The following is a 13,933-nucleotide window of genomic DNA, read 5'->3' as shown; positions in this document are numbered from 1 at the left end:
GGTTATCGCCACGTTCATCACCGGCTTTATGCCGGGCAAAGACCAGCTCAATCCACAATATTAACCAGCGGTCAATGCGTAACTTCTATTATAAATAATTTACAGGAAATAAACTATGTACGTTTTATCCGCTATTGTAAGTTTAACCTTGTTAGGGCTGTTTCTAGGCTTGCTGCTGGGTATTGCCGGCAAATATTTAAAAGTCGAGAGCAGCCCGATTGTCGATGAACTGGAAGCTTTGCTGCCGGGGTCGCAATGCGGCCAGTGCGGCTTTCCGGGCTGCCGGCCTGCGGCCGAAGCCTTGGCCGAAGGCAATGCGCCGGCCACGATGTGTCCTCCGGGCGGCAGCGCGTTGGCTGAGCAAATCGCCGCGTTATTGGGTCTGGACCTGGACCTAAGCGACGTAAAAGAGCCTGAATTGCTGGTCGCCAGGGTCAGCGAAGAGACCTGCACCGGTTGCACCCGCTGCTTTAAAGTCTGTCCCACCGATGCGATTGTCGGCGCGCCGAAGCAAATCCACGCGGTCGTTGCCGATGCCTGTATCGCCTGCAAGAAATGCGTCGATGTGTGCCCAACCGAATGCCTGCAAATGCATCCCGTTGAAGTCACCTTGCGTAACTGGCGCTGGGCGAAGCCTTTGCCTGCGCCGGCGACAAGGAGTAATGCCGTATGTTAAGTCTTTTTAAAGCTGAGTTCAGCAGCGTGTCTGCTCAAACGAAATTTATGTCCTTTGGGTATAAAAAAACGTTATTTCGCGGCGGCGTGCATGCGGATGAGCATAAAACCGCAACCGCTGCATTGCCTATCGTCAATAACTTTCCGTTACCGAAGAAGTTGTATATCCCGCTGCAACAACACGTCGGCAAGCCTGCGGAGCCGCTGATTATGGTCGGCGAAAAAGTGCTGAAAGGGCAGCTTTTAGCCTACAGTCAGGGGCAAATATCGGCGCCGGTTCACGCACCCAGTTCGGGCATTATCGTCGACGTGAACGATTATCCCGCACCGCACCCGTCCGCGCTGCCCATTCGCACTATCGTGCTGGAAACCGACGGCAAGGATGAATGGATAAAAACGCAACTTGTCGACGACCCGTTCCAGCTCCGTCCTGAAGAAGTCAGTTTGCGCGTCGGCGCGGCGGGTATTGTCGGTTTGGGAGGAGCGACGTTTCCGACAGCGGTCAAGTTGAACATGGGCCGCGAAAATCGTGTCGATACCTTGATTATCAACGGTTCCGAATGCGAGCCTTATTTATGCTGCGACGACCGCTTGATGCAGGAACGCGCCGGTGAGATTATCGACGGCGTGCGCTTGATGTTGCACGGCATGGAGACAGAAAGCGCGGTGGTCGCGATTGAAGACAACAAACCTCAGGCTTATAAGGCGATGCGGGCAGCAGCCGAGTCTTATGCGCAGATTCAAGTCATACAGATCCCGACCCGCTATCCGATGGGCTGGGATAGGCAGTTGATCCGTTACGTAACCGGCAAGGAAGTCCCTGTCGGTTGCCGCTCGTCGGAAATCGGCGTGACCATCCATAACGTCGGCACCGCTTATGCGGTCCATAAAGCGATTCGTTACGGACAGCCGTTGCTTAACCGTGTCGTGACTGTCGCGGGCGGCGCGGTCAAGCGGCCGATGAATGTCGAAGTGCCTTTCGGTACGTTAATCTCCGAACTGTTCGATTTTTGCGAAGTGGATAAGGAAGCAACCGCGCGCATTGTGATGGGCGGCCCGATGATGGGCGATTCGTTGCCTCATACGTCTCTTCCGACCGTTAAAGCTACCAGCGGCATTTTGGCGCTAACGCAAAGCGAACTGAAAAGCAGCGATGAGCAACCGTGCATCCGCTGCGCCAGTTGCGTCAGCGTTTGTCCGGCGGGGCTCCGGCCTTTGGATATGGCGAACAATATCCGCATTAACCAACTCGATGCGGCGGTGGATATCGGCTTGAAAGACTGCATCAGCTGCGGTTGCTGTTCTTACATTTGCCCGTCGAATATTCCGCTGGTGCAGTATTTTAAATACGCTTCCGGCGAAATCGTCGCCAGACAGCAAGCCCAGCACAAATCCGAGCAAACCAAGAAGTTGATCGATGCGCGTAATGTCCGCATGGAGCGCATCGCACAGCAACAACGCGAAGAAGAGCTTGCCCGAATTGCGGCCAAGGCGGAGCGTGAACGCTTAAAAGCCGAGCAGGAGGCATTGGTATGATTATGCATATGAAACCGAGCAGCGGCGCCCATGTCGGCGCCAACAACAGCGTCAGCCATATCATGTGGCAAGTCATGTTGGCGCTGTCACCGGCAACGGCGTTCGGGCTGTTGTGTTTTGGTTGGCCGGCAATCAACCTGTTTATCATTACCGTGCTGTCGGCGGTTGGGTTTGAAGCTTTCTGCGTGAAGCTTAAGGGCAGGGCGGCCAAGCCCGTCATTATGGACGGCTCGGCATTACTGACAGGCTGGCTGTTGGCGATGACCTTGCCGCCTTGGGCGCCGTGGTGGATAGGCGTGGTCGGTTCAGGGCTGGCGATTGTTTTAGGTAAGCAGGTTTACGGCGGTTTGGGGCAAAACCTGTTCAACCCGGCGATGTTGGCGCGGGTTGCATTGCTGATTTCTTTTCCTATCGAAATGACGACTTGGGCGAATGTGTCGCCGTTGTTCTTTACGCATTCGCCGGGGCTTAGCGAAAGCTGGCTCATTACTTTTTCGGGTTTGGAAAATATCGATGCTCGCACCGGCGCGACGACATTGGGTTATATCAAAACCGAGTTTTCGCAGAATCGTTTGTTGACCGACATACTGAAGGATTACTCCGGTTTTCTTAGTTTTATCGGCGGGACGCGCGGTAGCCTGGGCGAAACATCGACGCTGTTGTTGGCTTTGGGCGGCATCTGGCTGATCAGGCAAAACATTATTCAATGGCAGATTCCGGTGTCTTTACTGCTGACCGTTGCGCTGCTGTCCGGTTTTTTTCATCTCGCGGATAGCGAACATTATGCCAGCCCGCTGTTGCATTTAAATTCGGGTGCGATGATGTGTGTGGCATTTTTTATCGCGACCGATTACGTCACTTCGCCGAATACGCCTACAGGGCAACTGGTGTTCGGTGCGGGTTGCGGACTGCTGATTTTCGTTATCCGTACTTGGGGAGCGTATCCCGAGGGTGCCGGTTTTGCGGTGTTGTTGATGAATTCGGCGACGCCGTTGATCGATTATTACATTAAGCCCCGGATTTACGGGCGCGATCGTAAAGGCAAGCCGCTGGAGATACCGAGATCGTAGAAAAATTCACCACGAAAACGAAGGATGTAGGCTGGAATACCCACAGGGCACAAGTAAGTCCGCCTGGCGTAAGCAAGGGCGTATATTTCCGGCAAGCAGTGCATATGTCTGGCGGAAACGCTTATTTACGCTGGTTGCCTCGTTCCCACGCACTGCACTCGTCGTTATACACAAGTATTTATTAAACACGTCATCCCGGCAGGGATTTACTCCGGGCTATCCTGCCCGGAGCCCTTCGGGTGAATACCAATCCGTTCCAGACGGATTGGTGCCGGGATCCAGGTGTCAAGGAGGACAATCTTGGAATGATGAGTCGCTACCGCGACGGATTATTTGAATCGGGGTCTCGCCCCCGAGGGCGAGATACTTTCTTTTGCTCCGCCAAAAGAAAGTATCCAAAGAAAAGGCGGCCCCATGCCGCTTGCTTCCTGCGCTCCTCGCTTTTGCCGAGGGTCAGCAGAAGAGGCTCCTGCCCCTCTGCCGACGTGCGGCCTCCCTGCCGCACCCCTGACGGGCCATTCTCGGCAAAAGCTCCGGTGCTCGGCGCGGCATAGGGGATTGGTTCTGTTCTACTTCGGGATGTGTATAACGATGAGCGTGTTGCGCTACGAACGTTGAGTTGTAAGCAATGTATTAAAAAATAAACTTTCCAATTGTAGGACGTAGCGCGTCCTGTAATGCATTCCCACGCAGCGTGTGGGAACGAGATAAAAAAATGAATCGAGCGTAAGCCATGAAACTTGACCCAGCAACCATAGAATGCCTGAAAGCAAAAATTGCCGTTTACCGGGAATTCCTTAAAAACTGGCTGGAACCGGCAAACTTAGCCCAACTCCGGCCCAAACTGGAATTTCAAACCGGCGTGTTGGCGGGCTTTGCATTAATCGCCAGCGTACTGCTGGGTGTGACCAATTGCAGCACCGAAGGCACGATCCAGCGCCGGCTCGATGAAGACTTAAAAAAATCGTTGGCAGAGGTTGTACCCGCCGCTCTTTACGATAACGACATGCTGCAAGATACGATGACTGTTGCATCGGCCGAATACAACATCGGCACTGACGAAACCACGGTTTATATCGCTAAAAAAGCCGGCCGCGTCAGTGCCGTCTGTTTCAAGTTTACCGCGCCCGACGGCTATTCCGGCGCGATCAATATGATTATGGGCATAGATCGCGACGGTAATATCCTGGGTGTACGGGTGCTGAGCCACAAAGAAACTCCGGGGCTGGGCGACAAGATTGAAGTCGCGAAGTCGGATTGGATTTTGAACTTTGCCGGCCGCTCCCTGGACAATTTAGCACCGGCAAAATGGGCTGTAAAAAAGGATGGTGGAGAGTTCGACCAGTTTGCCGGTGCGACCATTACACCTCGTAAATCGGTGCAAGCCATTTATCGCGGCTTGCAGTTATTCAAAGCGCATCAGTCGCAACTGATTAACCTAGAAAATTAGTTGGGACGTGTGGGGGCCGTTCGTGCTGAGCTTGTCGAAGCATGAGCGGATTCCATACTCCACCAGTATTTCAAACCCCGTCCACCCTTCGACTGAGCTCAGGGCGAACGGGGTTTGAAATCTTCAACTGTGATTTGTAGAATCAATCCTTGAGGGCATCGTCATGTTTTTATCGGAAACTTATCGCAAAATCGCCGCCGACGGTATTTGGCACAATAACATCGTGTTCGGGCAAAACCTGGCGCTGTGCCCGTTATTGGCGGTGACCGGTACGGCAACCAACGGCCTGGGCATGGGTCTTGCGACGCTGGTGGTTATTGTCGCTTCCAACGGCCTGATTTCAGTGGCCCGGCATTTAATCCCCAACGAAATTCGCATCCCGATTTTTGTGCTGTTAATCGCCGCGTTGGTGACCTTAGTCGATATTTTAATGAACGCCTGGGCGCACGAACTTTATAAAGTGTTGGGTTTGTTCATTGCGTTAATCGTGACGAACTGCGCGTTGCTGGGCCGCGCCGAAGCGTTTGCCTCCAAGCAGCCGGTCAGGGAAGCGTTGTGGGACGGTTTGATGATGGGTCTGGGGTTTTTGATCGTGCTGGTCGCTCTCGGCGCGGCGCGGGAAATTACCGCATCGGGCACATTATTTGCCAATGCGTCGGTGTTGTTGGGCGAATCGTTCAAGTTTTTGGAAGTCACTGTTATTCCGAATTACAAAGGTTTCTTATTAATGGCGCTACCGCCCGGCGGATTTATTATGACGGCTTTTTTGATTGTCGGTAAGCGCTTAATAGACCAAAAGATCGAGCAAATTAAACAAAGAAAAGCATCCGTAACCGTATTAGCCCCAGTTATTGCCGAGGAGGAGTCATGAACGTCGGAGTTTGTTACGCGCAAGTCGATAGACAATTATGGATGCGCCTGGAAGTGCCGGATAACAGCACTATAGAAGAAACGATTAAGCTGTCCGGTGTATTAAAGCTTTATCCTGAAATTGATTTGTCCAGCCAAAAAGTGGGTATATTCGGCAAAATCGCTCCGCTGGATACTGCGGTAAAAGACGGCGACAGGGTGGAAATTTATCGCCAAATTACCGCCGATCCGCAAATGGTCAAACGGCGAAGACGCTAGACGATTGCATACTGCGAGAAGGTCGGCGGCTTTATTTAACGAGAAAATTTTTCCTATATTATGGCCTCTGGAGAAGAGCACATCGACTGGCTGGAGTTAATCGAAAAATGTATTTAAGAACAATAAATCTGATGATCGAGGTAATTCATGTCAATTTGCCGGAGATAGAATTTATGTTTGCTCTCGATCCGGATATTGGGAGCTGGAACAAGCTTTCTTTGTTTCAACCGTGATATTATTTTACAAGCGCCTATGGAATTAATTTCTTTAGGCGCTTGCCTCTGATAAAGCTGGGCAGTGGCAATCCGGCATGAATTCGGGATTTATCCTGCACGCTTTTGACTCAATAGCAAATTAAGTATAAAGCTTGAGTTGAGCACTTTATCTGCTCAAACGAGACTTATGCCCTTTGGGTGTAAGTAAAAGATAGCCGCGCATAAATATCGAATTTCATTTCTTCTTATTTAGCTTCAAAGAGGGCAACATGAAACTCAATTCAATAATAAAAACGGCTGTGCTGGGATCCGGTTTATTCGCTTCATCATTGGTATTAGCCGACACGATTGCAGTAAGCAACGGCGCTATTTTTCTGTTAGGTGGTTCTACTTTGTCAGTGCAACTGCTATCCGGCTCAACGCCTACGCAAGCCTGCGTCGATCAATTGCTTAGCCAGCCGATTAATCCGGCGGCAACGCAAATTGTCGTGAGCGGCACCAAAGCGGTGGTAACGCCCGGCTTATCCTCGCCTGTCAGCGTGATCAACGTAGGTTCATGCCTGACAGGAACAAGCTCGACCGCCACGCAAGCAGCGGCGGATCTGCAAAAAGGGACCTTGACTATTCCGTGCTTGAACGTAGGCGGCACGATTTATAATGTCGTCATGAACCAACGCGGTAATTCGATGAATTGGGAAGTTATATTCGGCAAACCGGTAACCGACGGTTCTTGCAATATTTAAAGCTGAGTTGAGCGGCTTGTCAGCTCAAACGAAACTTACTCCCAGGTTTTACCCTATCCGAAGCTCTAGCGTTTCACTCTGCGAAGCTAGAGCTTCATCCTCTTTTGTCTATTACAATTCCTTGTAATATTCGCCCGGATAGATGATCGTATGGATTGATACGATTTTTTTGTCATGCTAGTTTTTGTCTTCATCCACTATTTTTTAATGGTGAGCATTTATGAATGCAAAAAAGATAAACCTGAAAGAGTCTGATCTTCCTAAAGCCCGCAATTACATTCTCAAACAATTCGAGGCGCATAGTTGGTGGCCAACCGAACAGCCGGGCAAGGCAAAACGGGAATTCGAATTAATGAAAGGCAGCGCAATTGCGTTGAACGTATGGTGCGAGCGCTGGCTGGACGACGGGCAATGTAAGAAATTGGAAAAAGAGGTTCATTCCTAACCGGGCAGCGGCTTTTTGTTGGAGCCGAATGTAGCGGTTATGCGTTGTATGAGATGAATTCGTTATTATCTTGAGTCAGAAGTTGAATTAGTTTCGGGTGTACAAACAGCTTTTCTTTTCCAGACTGAATTTCATACAGGACGCTAATATCCGACAGTTGCTTAAGGTAGATCGAAGCCGTTTGCCGCTTGGCAATATCCTGTTGTACCAAGTTCTGTATCCGGCAATAAGGTTGCTCAAAAATGACTTGTATAAGTTCATGGCTATAAATTTGGGGTAGCCGATTGCGAACATATTCCGTTGTTTGTTCAATCAATTCCCGCACCGCTTCAATTTTTCGCGTGGTCCAGCAGGCACTCGTTTCTACTGTTTTAAGCATAAAAATTATCCAGTCTTGCCAGTTCCGGTTACTGGTAACCCCGAGTAGCAGGCGATAATAGTCCTGTTTGTGTTGGACGATATAACGGCTTAAGTAGAGTGTAGGTAGGCTGAGCAGTTCTTGCTCAATCAGAAACAGAATATTCAGAATACGCCCGGTGCGGCCGTTGCCGTCAGTAAAGGGATGAATGGCCTCAAACTGATAATGGGCAATCGCCATTTTTATCAACGGATCGATGTCGTCATCCGCATGTAAAAAGGCTTCCCAGTTGCTCAGCAATGTGCGGATTATTTGTTCGCCCACCGGCGGCGTATAAATGACTTCTCCCGAAGCTTGATTACTTAGCGTGGTTCCAGGGACTTTGCGGACATCCATTTGCACCGATTTTATCGTGCTGCAGATTTCCATGGCCGTATTGGTACACAGCGGCCTTTGCCTAAGCTCTTCAAAACCTTGACGAAGCGCGGTTCGATAACGTAACGCTTCTTTAGTCATGGGGTCAGCCTGACTGTCTTCCTGTGCGTACTGGAAAAGTTTATCGGTGGTGGTAACGATGTTTTCTATTTCGGAACTGCCTTGGGCTTCCAACAAGGGTAGTAAGTTAATCAATAAACCTTGGTTGGGCAGCAGTTCACCGGCTTTTTTTAGTTCCGCTAATGCCGCCCGTGCAGGAATACAGGCTTTTAGGACTGCAATATTTTCAAATTCTGTTGCAGGCGGTAGATGCGGTAGATAGTTGTAAGGTTGGTCGGGTTGCCAGGTCATGTTTAATAATGCTTAATATTTCGACATGTAGCGACTATATGTCGATGCGATAAACATGTAAATAGGACATGTACAAATAGACAGTGATTTTCGACACATAGCTACTTATATGTCGATGGAATGGACAAGAATAGCTAAGCAAAGCTGGGTAGTCGTAAGGCAACGGCTTTTCGTTGCTCGACATCCTTACCGGCAACATATTCTGCAATACGGATTGCGTTACAGTTTGCGCTGGTTCCCAGGATTTCAACTTGGGAATCCGGAAGGCGAAATTCATCGTTTTCGGTCGTGTAAACATTGCGATAAATAGCATGGCTGACCGATATAATTGTATGGCTGGTCAATTTCTGGACGATTTAACAAAAAGGCTTATTGCAATAGGTAGTTATACCTATAACTCATAAGACAGTAACAAGGTTATCCACAGATTTTGTGGATAACGGGGTAAAGTGGGTTCGCACTGGTAAATCGCTGTTCCAGGTTAGATCATCCCTATAAAGCGGATTGCAGGCGCGAATCCGCTTTATAAGGATTTAAGCAATTCCTCGACTGTTAAGCCAATATCTTTCGCAATTTGCCGAAGTAAAATGAGCGATACATCACGGCCGGCATGAAACGGTACTGTTGTGCATCTGCCGTCCGGGTGGCGAAACTACTTGTGCGAGCCCCGCTGCCGAAGTTCGTTAAATCCCAATACTTCAAGCAATGCAACGGTTTCGCGAGGTTTAAGAACAGGCAAATGCCCCATGCTTAAGCCACAACGACATTTTGAGTGCCGATAAATTCAGCTTCCAATATCGGCTCACCGTCTTCAAGCAACATTTCAACAACTTCCCGAAGATTTTGATTTAGCTCATCCAAGGTTTCTGCTTGCGTATGCGCTCCTGGGAACCCAGGAATAAAGCCGACATAAAACCCCGTATCCGGGCATCGTTCTACAATTGCCGTGTAACTTCTCATATGAATTTTCTCCTGATTAAGGTCGTTTCGCTAGTTCCCAAGCTGAAGATTGGGAACCAGCGCAAAAGGTAGTTGTAGTAGGGCGGTTTCGCGCCAGCAAACCGCCATTTGACTAATGTGAATCTGCCTTACAGCTTTTATTTTTGATAATGAAATCGGCATTGCGTAATAGTGACTTGCTTGTCATCGAATGCGTAAATAATCCGGTGTTCTTGGTTGATACGCCTGGACCAATAACCTTGTAAATCGAACTTTAAAGGTTCCGGTTTGCCTTTGCCTTGTGTAGGATTTTTACAGATTTCAACGCAGAGATGGATGATGCGTTTTAGCATCTTGGCATCGTGCTGTTGCCACCAGTCCAAATCTTCTAAAGCGTTTTCAGTCCAGGTAAGTCGTAACATCTATTTCTCTTACCTGTCCTTGTTGATGTTGAGAAATACCTTCCCGCAAGCGGTCTGCATTTGCCGGGTTGCTTAACAAATACAAAGTCTCGATTAAGCCGCTATATTCTTTTGCGTCTAAAATGACAATTTCTTGTTCGGATTCGTTACGGACCGAAATGACTTCGTGATTTTTTAAAACACGGTCAAAAACTTTGGGGAATTCGGAGCTACATTCTTGAAGGCTGATTTGTTGTATTGGCATGGTAGTTACCTTTAAGTGTTAAGCAGGGTAGGCAGAACAATGGCTTTTCGCTAGTTCACAAGCTCCTGCTTGGGAATTTGCTTTTGGAAGCTCCAGCTTCCTGTCTCGCGAAGTTGGAGCTTCGCCTTCTAGGTTCCCAATCTGGAGCTTGGGAACCAGCGTAAATTTAGCAAAAATGGGGCGCGATGCGCCCTCTACTTGGCTACAGATTACATCCTATCGCGTTGTTATTCAGCGTATTAAAGGTTTTCGTAAATTTCTTGAAGTAGCTTTCGATAGGACATTCTGCGAATAGATTTATTTTGGAGAATTATTGCGTGTCCCAGATCATAATCTCCATTGTTAGGAAGTAATTCGGTTTTGGCGGGACAATTAAGAATGCCAACAAGATCACCCAATATGCCAATGACAAAAATAATGCTGGATGTGGTTGGGATTACTAAAACAAATGAGCAGTTTAGATATTGGGCAATATATTCGTAAACATGATGCTCAGACTTGTCTTTTCCTGTAACTTCTTTAGGCCAGTACCATCCTTTTGTTTCAAAGCCATAAAAGTCTTTGTCTTTAGTAGAAGAGGCTCTATCAAAGTTAATTAATGTGTGGAGATCAGATATTTTTGCGTTGTCCCTAAAAATATCTCCATAAATAAAGTACCCTGACGATAGTGCAACTTTAGCCGAAAACCTAGCTCTTGCGTCTGGCTTGAGCGGCACTGTTAATATGAATGATTGATCCAGCATCTCTTCATTTGTAAGCTCTTTACGAAGTATTGGAGAAAATACTTTAACTTTATCTTTGGCAAAGGAAATTTGAACCGGTGTACCGAGTCCTTGAATTGTCGATTTTTTAGCTATCGGAATAGGCGCTTTTCTTGAGTGTCCTCGCGCATCATGGTCTCTACGTTTAAACATTATGAAAAAACAATTAGCCATTTCCCCGTCAATGCTACTTCCCACGTCTGAGTTGAAAGAAGAGGAAACTAGAACTTCAAATCCATTTACCCCGCCAAGTGAGAGTGGAATTATATGTTCGCTATTTGCTTCTTCTAGAGTTATTTCTTTATCCGTATATATACAATACATTGCCTGTTATCAGAACAAAAATCAAAAAACTAGCTTAATATATACGATACCGACTGTCTTAATAAAAGATCTAATTTGTCGTACATTTTCCGTGAGTTCATCTTACACCACCCAAATGCCCATAACCCGCCAAAGTCTCCAGCCGGCTATCCTCTAGCGGCTTACCCATCGTAAAATGATAAAGGCTTTGAAATTGTTCGTCCTTGATCCCCAACAGCTCATGCACGCTGTCATCGAAATAACAGCCGATACCGGTGCCGCGAAGGCCCGCCGCTTCGGCTTCCAGATACAGCGTTTGGCCTATCAGGCCGCATTCCCAGAACAAGCGGCGATAAAGCCACGGCGCGGTTTGGACTGTTTCGCCAAATTCGGCAACCATGCCCAGGCTGAAAGCGCTATCGCTGGCGATGGGTTGATGGCAGGACAGCGTTTTGGCGATTTGCCTGCAATCGCCCGAATACAAATGATAAAGCGGTAAGTCTTCGGAAACCGGCCGCCAGTCAAAATCGGTCAAGGTTGCGGTTTGCAACGGTTCAAGCGCATCGTTATGCCTCGGTAGCGCATAGATGCCGGGATCTAATCCCTCAATGCGATGCACGAAAATAAACAGGTGGATCTTCGCCGGCCAGCGCCAGAATTCGAATGCGGCAGAGCCTGGTAAAACGGCGGACAGCATCCGGTAAAAATCGCCCAGAGGCATTGGCCGCATTTTTCCGTCAAAGTGTTGCGCACTGCGGCGTTGGCGGATGATTTTTGTAGCCGTTTGGATGCAGGATGATTTTATAACCGGCTGCCTTGCTGCTTTCCAAGCAGGTTCTTCCGTTTGCGGTTTGCTCGCGGCAATCGAGACTTCATCGATGACCGGCCATTTATACATATGATAAGCACGAAGACTGTCGGCTTTACCGGACCAAGTCCCCGATTGCGCGCTTTCCAGCAAGCTTTCGATGTCTACCGGCATCGCACCGGAGCGCGTATTAATCCGGCAGATAATATCGGGCGATTCATGTTCTTGCTTTTTAAAATCATCCCGGTCTAGTCCCAATAGCTTGGCAATGTCGTCATCGGACCATTCGGCCTGCAACTCGACCGACCAGCCCAGCGTTGCCGCCGCATAACGCAAGGCTCCCAACGCATGGCCCAGGTCATGTTGGCAGTAGCGGTAAGCTCTTTCGCCGTATTTCCAGGCTTCCCGCCAATGAATCGAAGAGAAGCCGATCAATAAGGCTGAATCGGCAAAATTGTCGGAAAAGCGACAACGCTGTTCAAGATGATGGTCGTGGCTGACATAGTGGTAAACCCCGGCTTTAATAAAGTCATTGCCGGTGCTGATCAAATAAGCTTCAGTCGGGTGCAGATTGCCGCTGGAAGGATTACAGCGCAACGCCCAGCGGCTGGGGCCGAATTGCTTCCAGGCCGAAAGGCCGAAGGCGAGTTCCAGCAGCAAGCCGGCATTCGCCAGGTTTAGCGGTTTGGCGGCGATTGTTTCCGGATTATCCAGATCGGTGAATAAAGGCTCAAGCTCAGTGCCGGGTAAGGGCAATGTGACAATCTCGCAGCCGGAAAAGCGCCGGAATTGATCGGGTTGGTCTTCCCAGTCGATTGATTCAGGTCCCTTGGCGTAACGCTCCAGGCTGTGTTTGGTGCGGTTGTGGTAGGCTAGGACGGTTTCGGTTGGTTTGGTCATAGTGGTTTAAATCCAAAGATCGGATCAATGCAGTGCAAGCTCTGCTTGTTGACAGGCAAAGCCTGTACTCCTGATTATTTATTGTCGCCATGTTGGAGAGACTGTAAAGGTATTTGTTTTAGAACAAAAGCAAAAGCGCTCACCACGAAGGCACGAAGATCACGAAGGAAAAATAATTTTTTAAACTCAATGTACTGAAAACTCTGTGTCCTTCGTGCTTTCGTGGTGAATAGGTTTTTAAACTAATTTTGATAAAACTTTCACCGTCTCTGGAGCGCGGCAACGATAAACTTTTTGCACTTTTATGGTGCGTATTTTAGTTGACGAACTTCGGCTCCACGGCCAAGTCATCAACCCAGCAGCCGATCGGGTTACCCAGATTCATATCCTTATCCTCAAAGCGCACCAAAAAAACACTGCGGTTCGGCTCTTCTTCAACATGTCCTATCAGCGTAATTACGCCGCGAGTTCCGGCTTCGGCCAAGATTTCTCCTTCAGTACCATCGGGCATGGAGCCGTCGTCGGTAATCGTCTTTGCCGCATAGACGACATCGCCTATATCTAAATCTTCTACGTTCATTGCATATCTCCTCGGGTTTTGTCGTAAACCTTACATTGTTGGCTGATTGTGTACTTGAAACCTGTCTGTTAATACATTGTTTATTGTCTGGACATTTTGTTAAGGCCTTATTAAATAAGCTTTTAGCGAATAAATAATGATATGGCATACAGGTTGCTTTAAGCATTAACAAGAACGATGCCATACATTCAGGAGTGCATAAAAATGATTACATTAACAGAAAAAGCAATTAGCGCAGTCGGCCGGTTCATTGCCGGTTCGGATACACCAACAGCGGGTTTACGGATAGAAGTGACCGATGGCGGTTGCTCGGGTTATCAATATGGATTGAAACTTGAAAGCAGTCAAACAGCGGAAGACACCGTCATTGATTGCGGCGATGTAAAAGTCTTTATAGACCCCGTCAGTTTGCCGATGCTCGACGGTATGTCTGTTGATTTTCTCGATACTATCGAAGGTTCGGGATTCAAATTTACCAACCCTAATGCGGCTAAAAGCTGTGCTTGCGGCACTTCTTTTAATACTAGTAGCGACGGTACCGGAACTAAAACCTGTTCTTAACGCACCAGC

The 13,933-nt window shown here is 48.5% G+C and carries 17 protein-coding genes and 1 pseudogene; 9 read left to right on the top strand and 9 right to left on the bottom strand.

The genetic code is table 11. The features are described 5' to 3' along the window. The first annotated feature begins 115 nt into the window (after positions 1 to 115). From rsxB to EKO24_RS13155, 8 genes are all read left to right on the top strand, one after another. Positions 116 to 676: an electron transport complex subunit RsxB gene (rsxB, locus tag EKO24_RS13195; RefSeq protein WP_127030469.1), complete on the top strand. Its 561-nt coding sequence runs from the start codon at positions 116 to 118 to the stop codon at positions 674 to 676. A gap of 47 nt (positions 677 to 723) precedes the next feature. Continuing rightward, the gene (gene rsxC, locus EKO24_RS13190) at positions 724 to 2,211 is read left to right on the top strand and encodes an electron transport complex subunit RsxC (protein ID WP_127030489.1); all 1,488 of its coding nucleotides are present in this window, start codon (positions 724 to 726) and stop codon (positions 2,209 to 2,211) included. Beyond that, positions 2,208 to 3,281, top strand: a complete 1,074-nt coding sequence (locus tag EKO24_RS13185) for an RnfABCDGE type electron transport complex subunit D (protein WP_127030470.1) — start codon at positions 2,208 to 2,210, stop codon at positions 3,279 to 3,281. The genes rsxC and EKO24_RS13185 overlap by 4 nt, the downstream gene beginning before the upstream one ends. 733 nt (positions 3,282 to 4,014) lie before the next feature. Then, complete coding sequence (gene rsxG / locus EKO24_RS13175; RefSeq protein WP_127030471.1) at positions 4,015 to 4,731, top strand: electron transport complex subunit RsxG; 717 nt, start codon at positions 4,015 to 4,017, stop codon at positions 4,729 to 4,731. A 163-nt stretch (positions 4,732 to 4,894) separates the two neighbouring features. Next, complete coding sequence (locus EKO24_RS13170) at positions 4,895 to 5,602, top strand: electron transport complex subunit E (protein ID WP_127030472.1); 708 nt, start codon at positions 4,895 to 4,897, stop codon at positions 5,600 to 5,602. After that, the gene (locus tag EKO24_RS13165; protein WP_127030473.1) at positions 5,599 to 5,859 is read left to right on the top strand and encodes an RnfH family protein; all 261 of its coding nucleotides are present in this window, start codon (positions 5,599 to 5,601) and stop codon (positions 5,857 to 5,859) included. The genes EKO24_RS13170 and EKO24_RS13165 overlap by 4 nt, the downstream gene beginning before the upstream one ends. A 484-nt stretch (positions 5,860 to 6,343) precedes the next feature. Further along, positions 6,344 to 6,817 (top strand): hypothetical protein, encoded by a 474-nt coding sequence (locus tag EKO24_RS13160; protein WP_127030474.1) that lies wholly within the window; start codon positions 6,344 to 6,346, stop codon positions 6,815 to 6,817. Positions 6,818 to 7,037: 220 nt separating this feature from the next. Continuing rightward, a complete protein-coding gene (locus tag EKO24_RS13155; protein ID WP_127030475.1) occupies positions 7,038 to 7,262 on the top strand; it encodes a hypothetical protein in 225 nt (74 codons plus the stop codon). 37 nt (positions 7,263 to 7,299) lie between these two features. Here EKO24_RS13155 and fic read toward each other — a convergent pair whose 3' ends face one another. The 9 genes and pseudogenes from fic to EKO24_RS13110 all read right to left on the bottom strand — a co-directional run bounded on the left by fic (position 7,300) and on the right by EKO24_RS13110 (position 13,363). Next, complete coding sequence (fic, locus tag EKO24_RS13150) at positions 7,300 to 8,406, bottom strand: protein adenylyltransferase Fic (RefSeq protein WP_127030476.1); 1,107 nt, start codon at positions 8,404 to 8,406, stop codon at positions 7,300 to 7,302. Positions 8,407 to 8,540: 134 nt separating this feature from the next. Then, the gene (locus EKO24_RS22880) at positions 8,541 to 8,750 is read right to left on the bottom strand and encodes a hypothetical protein (protein ID WP_127030477.1); all 210 of its coding nucleotides are present in this window, start codon (positions 8,748 to 8,750) and stop codon (positions 8,541 to 8,543) included. A 179-nt stretch (positions 8,751 to 8,929) separates the two neighbouring features. Further along, positions 8,930 to 9,046, bottom strand: a pseudogene (locus EKO24_RS23645) (type II toxin-antitoxin system HicA family toxin); the annotation flags it as partial. A gap of 110 nt (positions 9,047 to 9,156) precedes the next feature. Further along, a complete protein-coding gene (locus EKO24_RS13135) occupies positions 9,157 to 9,366 on the bottom strand; it encodes a type II toxin-antitoxin system HicB family antitoxin (protein WP_127030478.1) in 210 nt (69 codons plus the stop codon). 137 nt (positions 9,367 to 9,503) lie between these two features. Continuing rightward, positions 9,504 to 9,767, bottom strand: coding sequence for a Txe/YoeB family addiction module toxin (locus tag EKO24_RS13130; RefSeq protein ID WP_127030479.1), 264 nt, complete (start codon positions 9,765 to 9,767; stop codon positions 9,504 to 9,506). Then, positions 9,745 to 10,011: a type II toxin-antitoxin system Phd/YefM family antitoxin gene (locus EKO24_RS13125; protein ID WP_127030480.1), complete on the bottom strand. Its 267-nt coding sequence runs from the start codon at positions 10,009 to 10,011 to the stop codon at positions 9,745 to 9,747. The genes EKO24_RS13130 and EKO24_RS13125 overlap by 23 nt, the downstream gene beginning before the upstream one ends. Before the next feature lie 239 nt (positions 10,012 to 10,250). Then, positions 10,251 to 11,096 carry a hypothetical protein gene (locus tag EKO24_RS13120; RefSeq protein WP_127030481.1) on the bottom strand — a complete coding sequence of 282 codons (846 nt, stop codon included), beginning with the start codon at positions 11,094 to 11,096 and terminating at the stop codon, positions 10,251 to 10,253. A 97-nt stretch (positions 11,097 to 11,193) separates the two neighbouring features. Then, positions 11,194 to 12,783 (bottom strand): SagB/ThcOx family dehydrogenase, encoded by a 1,590-nt coding sequence (locus EKO24_RS13115; protein WP_143733225.1) that lies wholly within the window; start codon positions 12,781 to 12,783, stop codon positions 11,194 to 11,196. A 316-nt stretch (positions 12,784 to 13,099) separates the two neighbouring features. After that, positions 13,100 to 13,363 (bottom strand): nitrogen fixation protein NifZ, encoded by a 264-nt coding sequence (locus EKO24_RS13110; protein WP_127030483.1) that lies wholly within the window; start codon positions 13,361 to 13,363, stop codon positions 13,100 to 13,102. 204 nt (positions 13,364 to 13,567) lie between these two features. On the opposite strand from EKO24_RS13110, the gene EKO24_RS13105 reads away from it, so the two are divergent. After that, positions 13,568 to 13,924 (top strand): HesB/IscA family protein, encoded by a 357-nt coding sequence (locus EKO24_RS13105; protein ID WP_127030484.1) that lies wholly within the window; start codon positions 13,568 to 13,570, stop codon positions 13,922 to 13,924. Positions 13,925 to 13,933 lie beyond the last annotated feature (9 nt).

This window comes from Candidatus Methylobacter oryzae (assembly GCF_003994235.2).
In the GTDB taxonomy this organism is placed as follows: domain Bacteria; phylum Pseudomonadota; class Gammaproteobacteria; order Methylococcales; family Methylomonadaceae; genus Methylobacter_A; species Methylobacter_A oryzae.
The sequence above is the reverse complement of the archived record's forward strand: the minus strand, read 5'-3'. Positions and strand labels throughout refer to the sequence as shown.

Coding starts and splice junctions, on each gene's coding strand:
- EKO24_RS13135 (WP_127030478.1), bottom strand. CDS start 9,366: ATGAGAAGTTACACGGCAATTGTAGAACGATGCCCGGATACGGGGTTT.
- EKO24_RS13125 (WP_127030480.1), bottom strand. CDS start 10,011: ATGCCAATACAACAAATCAGCCTTCAAGAATGTAGCTCCGAATTCCCC.
- EKO24_RS13105 (WP_127030484.1), top strand. CDS start 13,568: ATGATTACATTAACAGAAAAAGCAATTAGCGCAGTCGGCCGGTTCATT.
- EKO24_RS13120 (WP_127030481.1), bottom strand. CDS start 11,096: ATGTATTGTATATATACGGATAAAGAAATAACTCTAGAAGAAGCAAAT.
- EKO24_RS13170 (WP_127030472.1), top strand. CDS start 4,895: ATGTTTTTATCGGAAACTTATCGCAAAATCGCCGCCGACGGTATTTGG.
- rsxG (WP_127030471.1), top strand. CDS start 4,015: ATGAAACTTGACCCAGCAACCATAGAATGCCTGAAAGCAAAAATTGCC.
- EKO24_RS13165 (WP_127030473.1), top strand. CDS start 5,599: ATGAACGTCGGAGTTTGTTACGCGCAAGTCGATAGACAATTATGGATG.
- rsxB (WP_127030469.1), top strand. CDS start 116: ATGTACGTTTTATCCGCTATTGTAAGTTTAACCTTGTTAGGGCTGTTT.
- rsxC (WP_127030489.1), top strand. CDS start 724: ATGTCCTTTGGGTATAAAAAAACGTTATTTCGCGGCGGCGTGCATGCG.
- EKO24_RS13155 (WP_127030475.1), top strand. CDS start 7,038: ATGAATGCAAAAAAGATAAACCTGAAAGAGTCTGATCTTCCTAAAGCC.
- fic (WP_127030476.1), bottom strand. CDS start 8,406: ATGACCTGGCAACCCGACCAACCTTACAACTATCTACCGCATCTACCG.
- EKO24_RS13110 (WP_127030483.1), bottom strand. CDS start 13,363: ATGAACGTAGAAGATTTAGATATAGGCGATGTCGTCTATGCGGCAAAG.
- EKO24_RS13130 (WP_127030479.1), bottom strand. CDS start 9,767: ATGTTACGACTTACCTGGACTGAAAACGCTTTAGAAGATTTGGACTGG.
- EKO24_RS13115 (WP_143733225.1), bottom strand. CDS start 12,783: ATGACCAAACCAACCGAAACCGTCCTAGCCTACCACAACCGCACCAAA.
- EKO24_RS13185 (WP_127030470.1), top strand. CDS start 2,208: ATGATTATGCATATGAAACCGAGCAGCGGCGCCCATGTCGGCGCCAAC.
- EKO24_RS13160 (WP_127030474.1), top strand. CDS start 6,344: ATGAAACTCAATTCAATAATAAAAACGGCTGTGCTGGGATCCGGTTTA.